This window comes from Maribacter sp. LLG6340-A2 (genome assembly GCF_045057105.1).
Lineage (GTDB): Bacteria > Bacteroidota > Bacteroidia > Flavobacteriales > Flavobacteriaceae > Maribacter.
This window is the reverse complement of record NZ_CP159332.1, coordinates 2,452,534-2,464,776: the sequence shown is the minus strand read 5'-3', so window position 1 is coordinate 2,464,776 and position 12,243 is coordinate 2,452,534. Positions and strand designations below refer to the sequence as shown.

Below are 12,243 nucleotides of genomic sequence, written 5' to 3'. Positions count from 1 at the left end.
AAAATGCAATACACAATGTTGACGAATCCAATAGATGGACACGTCAAAACAGGATATAGTTATCCTATGAAAACTGAATTATGCCCGAGGGGGCTGAAAAAGGGAATGGGGAATATCTTTGCCAAGGTCATCGAAATGGGCAAAGAATTCGTGTGGAATAGCAGGCTGTAGCGGTTGAAATGCAACAAGCCCAAAATTTATCGTGTGAACGTGACAGCAATGACATTGGCAAAAAGGCGAGCATAACTCACAGTCTTGGTCGTGGTCGCCATCAATATCTATTACCGTAACAACTTGGGTGTCATCGGCACTATTTGCCGCATCGCTACAAGGCACTACATTGAGTGCCAAGAAATAAAACGATAAAATGATTGCTACAACTTTCACAATGTAAAGATAAAAATATTTTGGTGCAACTGTGTTGCAAAGAACGGCTCTGCTAGTAGTTTTTTGTAAGGAACGATAAAGCCCCCTCTTTCCCAAGCAATCCTAAAAATCGGCTATTTTTACGGGACACTTATTTTATTAATAAAAATCTACTCCATCCCCTCATGACCTTCATGCCCTGTCATTGTTTTTCCACCATCTTTGCTCATCATAGATTTTTTACCCTTCAATTGCGCGGCCGCATCTACCGTAAAGGTTCCATTGGTTACGATCTCATCTCCGTTTTCCAAGCCCGATAGAACATTGTAGCCATCATTAACGACATCGCCTACGGAAATTTCGCGCATCTCGAAAGTAGGGCTGTTGGGTTCTGTCTTGACGTAAACTACTGAACGTTCGCCTGTCCATAGAACGGCACTTTCAGGAATAACTAGGGTGTCATCTTTACTATCTGCTGCCAAGGCCATCGAACCCGCTACAAACATTCCGGGTTTTAATTGCCCGTTCGGGTTGTTTAAGACCGCACGAACTTCAATGGTTCTTGTTGAGGAATTGAGTATTGGGTCAACAAAGGAAATCTTGGCATTGAATTTTTTATCGGGATACGACTTGGTAACAATGTCGATATTCTGCCCTTTCTTCAAAAGGGATACCTGATTTTCATAGGCATCGAAAACGGCCCATACGGTTCTTAGATCGGCTATTTTAAATAGGGGCGAGCCCTTTTTTACATAATCTCCGGCCTCGACCATAATCTCGGAGACCGTACCGGAAACATTGGCATAGAGCGGAAAATTCTCCTGTACCTTTTCCGATGTCTCAATCTGCTCAATCTGTTTTTCGGTAAGTTTCCACAGTTTGAGTTTGTTGCGTACCGCTTTATATAATGCGGGCTGTGATTCTTTTATATTGGCTGCGGTAATCAATTCCTGTTGTGCAGAAACCAGTTCGGGAGAATAAAGAGTGGCAAGTTGCTGCCCGTTTCGAACTTCTTCGCCATCTGAATTAACATACAGTTTCTCTATACGACCATCAAAATAAGAAGCCTGGGTCGCGACCGCCTTTTCATTTTCTTGTATAGTTCCCGAAAGTTTCAAAATATTACCTCCTGAGGTACCTGAACCCACAGTTGTAGTTCTAATATTTGCCAGCGCCATAGCGTTTTTTGTCATTTTGAATTGATCCATGGCGACGCCCTCATCATTTGTTTCAGCGGGAATCAAATCCATGCCACAGATGGGACAGTCACCCGGTTCGGGTTGCATAATCTGTGGATGCATCGAACACGTCCACATTTCGCCTGATTCCATTTCTTGGGTATGGTCGTGTTCGGTGTTCATTCCATCGTTAGAATTAGCACCAAAAATCAAATACCCCGCCAGTAAACCTCCAATAACGGCCAATCCGATATAAAGAATATTTTTTTTCATAATTGCTATTTAAACCTAATTGTTGTCTTGCTCCAAACGATAAATCATTTTTTTCATCTGTGCGATTTCCCGTTCTTGTTCCTGAATGATATCTTCGGCCAATTTGATGGCTTCAGGGTCTTTCAAATGCGCTTTCTGGCTGACCATAATTGCAGATGAATGATGGGGAATCATTGCCTTCATCCATTGCACATCGCCAATAAAGGTCTGTTGTCTCAGCCCTACCAAAGTGGCTATAAAAACAATTGCCGATAGTACCAGAATGATATAGTTCGTTTTCCTGTCCTTATACATTCCCCACATAAATAGTAGCATCGTAAAGGCCATTGGCGCAATCATCAAAATTGTCATATATGTTCTAGTGTGGCTCAACATCACGTGGTCGAACACGTCTGCGTTCAAGAACATGACCGCATACATTATTATAAAAGATGTGGCCATCATTATGGCAAATTTTCCGTAATTACTCTTTCCCGTATCTTCCATTGTTTTCGTTTTAATGCTACTTATTTTTTATTTTTATTGAATCGATTTTGTCCGTAACCGTAGGGCATTGGCTATAACCGACACGGAACTGAAACTCATGGCCAAAGCTGCTATCATAGGGGAAAGCAGAATTCCGAAAAGGGGGAAAAGAACCCCGGCAGCAATCGGTACGCCCAAAGTATTATAGATAAGGGCAAAAAATAGGTTTTGCTTGATATTGCCCATTACGGCATCGCTCAGATTTCTTGCTTTTACGATACCGTTCAGATCACCCTTTACCAAAGTAATCGCTGCGCTCTCTATGGCGACATCCGTACCTGTTCCCATGGCAATACCTACATCACTTTTTGCCAAAGCTGGCGCATCATTAATACCATCGCCGGCCATGGCGACCACTTTACCGCTTTCCTGAAGTTTTTCTACTTTCCTGAGCTTATCTTCTGGCAGCATTCCAGCCTTGAAATCGGCGAGGTTTAGTTCGTTGGCCACGGCTAGTGCCGTATCGTGGTTATCGCCCGTAAGCATAATCACATCGATACCCTTTTTCTGCAGCTCCTTGATGGCCCTGACACTTGTTTTCTTTATCTTGTCACCAATGACCACATAGCCCAAAACCGTTCCGTCAATTGCGAGGTACGAGACCGTCTTTCCCTGTTTTTGATAGGTTCTTACCTCATCCTTCATTTCCACTGAAATGGTCGCATTGGCATAATCCATCATTTTAGGATTTCCCAAAACCAACTTTTTACCCTCGACTTTTCCCTCCACACCTTTTCCGGTTACCGCACTGAATCCATCGACCTTTTTGATTACCGTGTTTTGTTCCTTTCCATAATTTACGGTTGCTTCCGCTAAGGGGTGTTCGCTATTACTGTTCAATGAAATGATATATTGCAAAATCTCTTCTTCGGAATAGGTGTTACCGAACACTCCTATCTTTTCTACCGTGGGTCTTCCTTCGGTAATGGTTCCTGTTTTGTCAACGATTAGCGTATTGATCGTATTCATTTTTTCTAAGGCTTCGGCATTCTTAATGAGAACACCGTTCTGTGCTCCTTTGCCGACGCCTACCATTACGGACATCGGTGTTGCCAACCCCAACGCACAGGGGCATGCAATGATGAGTACTGCAATGGCATTGACCAAGGCATAGACATAGCTTGGATCAGGCCCCCATACTGCCCAAACAAAAAAGGTGATTATTGCGGTCAACACAACGATGGGCACAAAATATGCCGATACCTTATCGGCTAAATTTTGAATAGGCGCACGACTACGGCTGGCATCATTTACCATTTGAATAATTTGGGATAACAAGGTGTCCGAACCCACTTTCTCGGCTTTCATCATAAACGACTGGTTCCCATTTATAGTTCCGCTGCTGATTTTATCATCTGCTGATTTGTTAACAGGGATAGGTTCACCCGTAATCATCGATTCATCAACTGACGTACTTCCCTGGGTCACCACGCCATCCACAGGAATTTTGTCACCGGGCTTTACTTTTAGAATATCTCCCAATTTAATTTCGTCTATGGGCACTTCTACTTCTTCGCCATCGACGATTTTGATGGCTTTGTTTGGCGCGAGTTTCAGCAATTCTTTTACCGCTGAGTTGGTCTTGCTGTGTGCGCGGGCTTCTAACAGTTGCCCTAGCAGTACCAAGGTCAAAATAACAGTGGCCGCCTCGAAATATACATGTACTGCGCCTCCTTCGGTCTTGAACTCCGAAGGAAAAATATCAGGAAACAACATACCGACCACGCTGAAGAGCCAAGCAACCCCCGCCCCGATTCCAATAAGCGTGAACATATTGAGGTTCCATGTCTTTATGCTGCGGTAGGCCCGCTCAAAGAACATCCATGTTGCATAAAACACGACAGGAATGGATAGGGCGAACTGCATCCAGTTCCAATATTTCTGCTCCATCATATTATATAATGGATTATCGGCAATCATTTCACTCATCGCAATCAGGAAAATGGGCAATGTAAACGCAGCGGCGACCCAGAATTTCTTAAGTAGCTTTTTATAAGTCTTCTCCTCGGAAGAAAGGTCGGGTTGCACTGCTACCAAATCCATACCACATATGGGGCAACTTCCTGGCTCGCCCTTGACCACTTCTGGATGCATCGGACAAGTCCACTGTTCCGATGATGACACGAACAGATTTTGTTCCTCGACCAAATCCATTCCGCATACGGGACAATCACCAGGTTGATTATAGGTTTTATGGCCTTCACAATGCATCGGACAATAAAAGGTTCCGGTTCCTTTGCCTTTGGGTTTTTCGGCTTTCTTCTTATCTCGGGAGTGATGATGTTCTTTATCTTGATGAATGCTGTATTGCCCACCATCATTCTTTAAAGCTTCCTGAAATTTTTCGATGGGAATAGGTGTTTCCATTTCCAAGGTTGCTTCCGCTTTTTCCAGATCGACAGCTGCCTTGGAAATACCCTCAATTTTAGAAAGGGTCTGTTCAACGTGTGACCGGCAACCGTTGCAGGTCATCCCGTGTATATGATAGGTATGTTTCATAATTATTGAATAAAAAATTTGACGATCAATCCACCCGCAAGCCATATATAACAAATGAAGGCCGCATATTTTAATACTGTTTCCAACAATGGACTTTTTGGCGCCATTTCGCTCATAGAATGCTCCACATCTTTTCTTTTAAAAAAGCCTAAGTAGACCAGATAACCTGAAATTGCGAGGAAGGCCATATTCAAATAGAATGTATAGTCAATTTTGAAATGTTCATTGTCTTGAATCTTGACCTGCGAGGAATCTGGCAACATGTTCAACAAATCGAAAGAATAATGCAAAGCCAATGATGTTCCGATTAAAGCGGTAAAAAGTAAGAATAGAATGAAAAAAGACATTTTCCATCCATAATACTTGGCGTTGATACGCAGTACCGGAAATACTACCAAGTCACTAAAGATGAAGGCCATTACTCCCGCAAAACTTACACCTTTTCCAAAAAGCAATGCTGCCAATGGAATATTTCCCATCGACCCGATAAAGGTCAAAAATGCGGCGACAGGCCCCACGACAATATGTTCCAGGATTTCGAAAAAAGTGAAATCAGTGTTGCCTTGTCCACTATTGATAAAAAGGGTCTGAAAAAATGAATCGGGTACAAAGGCAGCTACGATCCCCGCGATGGTAAAGCCAACGGTAACATCCTTCCAGACCATCTGCCATTCCATTTTGTACTTCTTGGCAACCTTTGCCCAACTGTCTTCTTTTTTAATCTGTTTTTTCCAGTCTTTGGAATCATCCATTTCATCATCGTCTTGCCCTTCAAGATTTTTTTTCGCTTTTTCAATGAGTTTTTTCGGATTGATAATGCGGATAAGAATCCAGCAAATGAGAATGAGCAATACGCCGCCTACATATTCTCCCACAACGAACTGCCATCCTAAAAAGATGGAAATGATTATCCCCAACTCGATAACCAAGTTGGTCGATGCCAATAGAAATGCGATGGAAGAAACAAAGCTCGCGCCCTTTTTGAAAAGGGATTTAGCACTTGCCAGGGCAGCAAAACTGCACGAACTGCTTATAAAACCAAAAAACGTACCCAACAGTACACTTTTAGATTCGTCTTGCCCCATTGTCTTCTGCATGCGTTTTTCAGTTACGAAAATTTGTATCATACTACTGATGATGTAGCCGAGAATAAACGCCCAAAGCGCCATCCAGAAAAATCCGGTCGTGGTATAGGCCGCCTCGCCCCATTTTTTTAAAAAATCGTTCATCTTCTCTATTTTTTTGCCCGTTACGGGAAGGGCTAAACACTAACCATTAACTCACCCTTCCCAAAAACAGGACTTTGTTTCCCTTATCTTCTCTAGTGCTTTTCCCTGTTACACTTAGCCAAGTACGTTAATTACATTTTGGAGTTTTTCGCTGATTTCCGCTGCGATAGAATTCAAAGTATCGTTCTCAACCGCCTGCATTGAGGCAATAGGGTTTATAGCGGCTATTTCCGTCTTACCCTGTTCAATTTCTTGTACAATTACATTACAGGGAAGCATGGTTCCTATCTTGTCCTCGGCTTGTAACGCTTTATATGCATAAGGCGGATTGCAGGCCCCTAGTATCTTGTACTTTTTATAGTCTACATCCAATTTCTTTTTTAAGGTTTCCTTGACATCGATTTCCGTCAAAATTCCGAAACCCACATTTTTCAGTTCAGTCGTTACACGTTCGATGGCTGTTTCGAAATCCGTTTCCAATATTGTGTTAAAGTAGTATTGCATAATATTTAGATTATAGATTCTTTTTTATTTCTCAATTTTCTCCGTGACCTTCCCACATTTAAGCATCTTCTGCCCGTAGTAAGGGTTTCTAATTTCTTCCGCATTGGAAAGCCAGTACCCGCCTTTACCTTCAAATGCCATCGGACAAAATTGCTTGTAAATTGTACCCTCCGAAAGGGCATCTTTGAAAAGGGGTTCTACGTTAGCGGTAAAGTGGGAAAAGAGTTCACGCTGTTTTTCAATATCATCGGCTTCGGCCATTGCCATTGCCATCGACTTCATATCTTCCCTTTCTTCGGTAAAGCTTTCAGCCAAGTTTCCGGCAGCCATGGTTACCTCATTAGAATCGGAGTTGATTAGAGCCATTCGAATCTGTTGATAGTTATGGAAAACCTTTCCCGTCATACCATCTGAGAAAGAGGCATCGGCGATTTCAGCCATATTCTCCTTCTCGGTTTCTATTTCTTCAGGAGTACTGATTTTGGCATCCTGTTTATTCTTTGTTTCCCCGCATGAGGCCAAAGTGATTAGTGTAATTGTTGCGATTGTGAGCGTTGCGTTGCGTTTCATTTTTTTATGTTTAGAATTTATAATAGAGTTTGATAATCTGTTATTTGCTTTCATTTTTTTATTGATTCGTTACATAGTTGACGATGCTCATTTGTATATAGTAATTCTTGATAGCCTCTATAACGTTCATTTGAAATTTCAGTTGCAGTTCCTGAATGTCCAACACATCGTTAAAGTCTATAGTTCCCGTTTCATAATTCTTGATAAGAATTTTCTCGGCATCGTTTGACCGATGTAAATTTTTCAGCTGTGTAGCGTATTTGATGCGGGCAGCTTCCCGACTATTGAAAGCCTTGTTTAAAATGGTTTCCAAAAGGTTTTTTCGATGCTCTTTTTGGGCATTGATTTCATTTTGCCGCATCTCATTTTGTACTGTTTTCGATTTGTATTTATTATTGAAAATGGGAATGGATAAGGACACCATTGGCATCAGGATGTCTTTACCATTGTCACTGAAATTTATTCCGGCCCTATCAGCTACGGGAATATAATCCAACCCAAAACCGAGATTAGGTTGGGCCTCTTTTTGGTTCAGGATCTCCGATTGCGCTATGGATTCATAGAGCTTGTCATACTTCTCCAATTCAGGATGCACTTTTAATCGGGACTGTTGAATTTCAGTTGGTTCATATATCGTTAGCGAATCGACAAGCTCGATGGCGATAGAATCTTCCCTATTCAGCAGTTTATTGAAGTTTGTGCTTTCTGTTTCATACTCTTGCTCCAAGACCAGTTTATTTTCTTCCAGTTCATTTTGGCGAATTTGAAGGCGAAGGACATCAACTGCCGAGGCTTTGCCCACTTCTACAGAAGTCAATGCCAATCTTTCATAGGTTTTTAGGAGCTGAATGTTTTCATCTAAAACCTTTTGTTTTTCCTTGATTGCGAAAAGGGCATAATAGGTTTGGGACACCGACAATCGTAATTTCCGTTTGGTAATCGCAATATCTAGATAATCCACTTCGGCCAACGAACTGGCATAGTTCTCCCGAGCGGTAATGGTGCCGAACCACGGAAGCATCTGCTTGATGGAAAATCGAGCCTTTTGTGCTCCCGTTCGTGTTTCGGGCTCACTAACAAAAACACCGGCACTTACCTCTGTATTGGGCAGGCCATTAGTCTCAGAGATTTTTTCCTTCGCAATATTGTACTTAATTTCAAAGGCCTGTACCTCGGGGTTATTGTTTTCCGCCTCTTGAATATAGGAGTCTAAGGTTTGTGCATTTGCACCCATAACCGATAACAAACCAAGTGCCATTGTCGTTATTCTTTTCATGCCTTTTGTTTTTTAAGTTGCCATTCGCTTTTCCAACTGTATAATACCGGAACGACAAATAGGGTTATGAGGGCAATTAACATTCCCCCGAATGAGGGGATGGCCATGGGTATCATAATGTCGCTTCCCCTTCCCGTTGATGTCAGAACGGGCAACAATGCTAGAATGGTTGTTGCCGTGGTCATTAAACACGGGCGAATACGTTTTTCCCCTGCCTCGACGACCGAAGCTCGAACCGCTTCCAGGGTGTGGGGTTTATTTCGGCCAAAAGTCTGGGTCAGATAGGTAGCCATGACAACCCCGTCATCTGTTGCGATTCCGAAAAGGGCGATAAAGCCCACCCATACCGCCACACTCAAATTGATGGTATGCATCTGAAACAGATCGCGAAGGTTTTCGCCAAAGAAATTGAAGTTGAGAAACCAATCCTGTCCGTAAAACCAAATCATCAAGAACCCGCCCGCGAAGGCAACGGCTATTCCCGTAAATACCATTAGCGAGGTAGCCACCGAGCGAAACTGGAAATAGAGAATCAGAAAGATAATAAGGAGTGCCAATGGTACGACCACGGACAAAGTTTTTTCGGCTCGCAATTGATTTTCATAGGTACCCGTAAATTGATAGTTGATGCCTCTGGGTATTATCAATTCGCCATTATCAATTTTTTGTTGAATGAGGGCTTGGGCATTCTCTACCACGTTTACTTCGGCAAAACCGTCCAATTTATCGAAGAGTACATAGCCTACCAAAAAAGTGTCTTCACTTTTGATGACCTGTGGACCTTTTTCGTATCGAATATCGACCAGCTCACTCAAGGGAACGGGACTGCCTTTCGCCACAGGAACATAGATGTTCTTGATATCCGTTGGATTCTCCCTTAACTCACGTGGGTAGCGAACACGTACTCCGTATCGCTCTCTTCCTTCAACGGTCTGGGTCAAGGTCATACCGCCAACAGCTACTTCAAGCACCCGTTGTACATCTTCGATTTGAATACCATATCTGGCAAGTGCTTCTCTATCAATATCGATTAAAAGGTAGGGTTTGCCAACAATCCTATCGGCAAATACCGCTTCCTCCTTAACGCCCTCGGCTTCTTTTAATATATTTTCCAATTGGATTCCAAAAGCTTCGATTTGACTCAGATCCTGACCCTTGACCTTAATGCCCATTGGTGCGCGCATACCGGTTTGCAGCATGACCAATCTGGTTTCGATAGGCTGTAATTTGGGAGCGGAAGTAACTCCGGGCAATCTCGATACCCGAACGATTTCGTTCCAGATATCATCGGGAGACTGTATCTCAGGTCGCCAGTTGCGGTAGTATTCTCCGTCGGAATCGGGAATCAAGTTCTCCAGACTGATTTCAGAAAACGTTTCCAGGTCGGCTTCGTTGTACTCAGATGTAGTATCGTCAAGCTCAGTATTCGGGTTCAATATGAAATTGCCATCCTTTAGGACAAAAAGCCCATCTTCGTTGATTTTAAACCGCTGTCTTTTCCCCGCCATATTTAACATATATTCCGGTTTGTACTGAATGATGTTTTCGTACATCGACATCGGGGCGGGGTCAAGTGCAGATTCCGTTCGACCGGCCTTACCGACCACAGTCTTGATTTCAGGAATGCTGGCCACTGCCATATCCAATTGTTGTAATACCCGTTCGTTTTCTTCCACTCCGGCATGGGGGAGTGAGGTCGGCATCAACAGAAACGAACCCTCATTTAGCGCGGGCATAAATTCCTTCCCTGTATTCTGCATAATAAGAACTCCAAAAACAACGATGGCCGTTGGAATGGAAAGGAACAATAGCTTGTTTCTCAACGCCCAATGAAGGATACTTGTATAATTTTTTCTAAACAGACTAAAAACCCCTAACAGTCCAAAACATATCAACCCTACAAAAACAAGGTTCATGAAAATGCTTCTGTCAAACCCCAAGGGCCGCCAGTAAGTTGCTAAAAGAAATACAATTGCGGTTGCTGAAATAATTATGTTCAAAAGATTGGCCTGCTTGTCCGACAGCGAAAATTCCCGGAACAAGCGTCCCGCAAATTCAGCGTTCTTTAAGGGTCTGACCGTTCCGAAGGCTATTAGCACCAGTCCTAACCAATAGCCGTAAACCACAGCAATAAGCCCCGCTACGATAAGCAATACACTGAATACATAGCCCAAAATGCTCTTGTTTCTTTTTTTTCTGAACAAAAAAGCGGCAAAAGGCGGAATAAGAAATAGGGCGACGATGATAGATGCCGTCAGTGCAAAAGTCTTGGTAAATGCCAATGGCCGAAACAATTTTCCCTCGGCACCTATCATGGTAAACACGGGGATAAAACTGATTATAGTTGTAAGTACGGCCGTCAGAATAGCTCCAGATACTTCCGCCGAGGCATTATATACTACGGTGTTTATGGGAAGTCGATCATCGTTTTCATCAAGGTGTCGGATGATATTTTCGGAGAGAATTACCCCGACATCGACCATGGTTCCAATAGCTATGGCGATGCCCGAAAGGGCCACGATGTTGGCATCGACTCCAAAAATTTTCATGGCAATAAAAACCATCAAGACCGCTACGGGCAAAAGACCTGAAATCAGAACGGAGGCTCGAAGGTTAAATACCATGATTACGATGACCAAAATCGTAATCAGTATCTCCAAGGTCAAGGCCTCGTTGAGCGTACCTAGGGTTTCCTGAATCAATTCGGTACGATCATAAAAGGGTACGATGGTGAGCTGTGAGGTACGGCCATCACTTAATACCTTGGATGGTAAACCTGAAGTGAGTTCATTGATTTTATCCTTAACATTGTTAATGACTTCTAACGGATTCGCTCCATATCGAGCCACTACAACACCACCCACAACTTCTGCACCTTCCTTATCTAGAATACCACGGCGTACCGCAGGTCCGAGTGAAACGTTCGCAATATCGTTGACGCGGATGGAAGTATAATCTTCTGACGTAACCACCGCATTTTTAATATCTTCCAAGGATGACACATAGCCAAGCCCCCTGACTAAATATTCTGCTTGGTTGATTTCCAAGGTCTGTGCGCCAATATCACGATTGCTGCTTTTTACCGCACTGACCACTTGGTGTAGCCCTATGTTGTACTGCTTCATCAGTTCGGGATTCACATCGATTTGATATTCTTGTACATAGCCACCGATGGAAGCCACCTCGGAAACCCCACTTGCAGCGGAAAGCGCGTATTTTACATAGTAGTCTTGTATAGTGCGAAGTTCTTGCAAATCCCATCCGCCGGTTACATTTCCATCCTTGCCTCGGCCTTCCAGAGTATACCAGTAAATTTGGCCCAATCCTGTGGCATCGGGGCCTAATGCCGGATTAACTCCATCGGGGAGCAAATTACTCGGAAGTGAGTTCAGTTTTTCAATGATTCGGCTTCGGCTCCAATAAAATTCCACATCCTCTTCAAAAATGATATAGATACTGGAAAAGCCGAACATGGAGGAACTACGTATCGTTCTCACTCCTGGAATACCCAGTAACGAAGTGGTCAATGGATAGGAAATTTGGTCTTCGATGTCTTGCGGGGAACGACCGGGCCATTTGGTAAAGACAATCTGTTGGTTTTCGCCAATATCCGGGATGGCATCCACGGCGACGGGGTCGCTGGGCAGGATGCCCGTTTCCCAATTGAAGGGTGCGTTTACAGTTCCCCAACCTACGAAAAGGAACAGTAGCAGTACTGCCACCAATTTGTTTTCGATAAGAAATTTAATGCCTTTGTTCAGCATAAGAATTGATTATTAAACTTTTAGAAACCATGTGAAAAGAAAACACAAGAACAACAGGT

8 protein-coding genes and 1 pseudogene are annotated in these 12,243 nt (G+C 43.2%); all 9 read right to left on the bottom strand.

Annotated elements, in window-relative coordinates:
* Positions 1–78: 78 nt before the first annotated feature.
* Positions 79–387 carry a DUF6660 family protein gene (locus ABVM52_RS10330; RefSeq protein ID WP_405380193.1) on the bottom strand — a complete coding sequence of 103 codons (309 nt, stop codon included), beginning with the start codon at positions 385–387 and terminating at the stop codon, positions 79–81.
* Positions 388–539: 152 nt separating this feature from the next.
* Positions 540–1,817 (bottom strand): annotated as a pseudogene (locus ABVM52_RS10325) (efflux RND transporter periplasmic adaptor subunit); the annotation flags it as partial.
* Positions 1,818–1,832: 15 nt separating this feature from the next.
* Positions 1,833–2,303, bottom strand: a complete 471-nt coding sequence (locus ABVM52_RS10320) for a DUF305 domain-containing protein (RefSeq protein ID WP_405380191.1) — start codon at positions 2,301–2,303, stop codon at positions 1,833–1,835.
* Between the two features lie 33 nt (positions 2,304–2,336).
* The gene (locus ABVM52_RS10315) at positions 2,337–4,841 is read right to left on the bottom strand and encodes a heavy metal translocating P-type ATPase (RefSeq protein ID WP_405380189.1); all 2,505 of its coding nucleotides are present in this window, start codon (positions 4,839–4,841) and stop codon (positions 2,337–2,339) included.
* A 2-nt stretch (positions 4,842–4,843) separates the two neighbouring features.
* Positions 4,844–6,070 (bottom strand): permease, encoded by a 1,227-nt coding sequence (locus ABVM52_RS10310; RefSeq protein WP_405380187.1) that lies wholly within the window; start codon positions 6,068–6,070, stop codon positions 4,844–4,846.
* A gap of 114 nt (positions 6,071–6,184) precedes the next feature.
* Positions 6,185–6,574, bottom strand: coding sequence for a DUF302 domain-containing protein (locus tag ABVM52_RS10305; protein WP_405380185.1), 390 nt, complete (start codon positions 6,572–6,574; stop codon positions 6,185–6,187).
* 24 nt (positions 6,575–6,598) lie between these two features.
* Complete coding sequence (locus tag ABVM52_RS10300) at positions 6,599–7,144, bottom strand: DUF3347 domain-containing protein (protein ID WP_405380183.1); 546 nt, start codon at positions 7,142–7,144, stop codon at positions 6,599–6,601.
* 58 nt (positions 7,145–7,202) lie between these two features.
* Complete coding sequence (locus ABVM52_RS10295; protein WP_405380181.1) at positions 7,203–8,420, bottom strand: TolC family protein; 1,218 nt, start codon at positions 8,418–8,420, stop codon at positions 7,203–7,205.
* Positions 8,417–12,184 carry an efflux RND transporter permease subunit gene (locus ABVM52_RS10290; protein ID WP_405380179.1) on the bottom strand — a complete coding sequence of 1,256 codons (3,768 nt, stop codon included), beginning with the start codon at positions 12,182–12,184 and terminating at the stop codon, positions 8,417–8,419. Before ABVM52_RS10290 ends, ABVM52_RS10295 begins: the two co-directional genes overlap by 4 nt.
* Positions 12,185–12,243 lie beyond the last annotated feature (59 nt).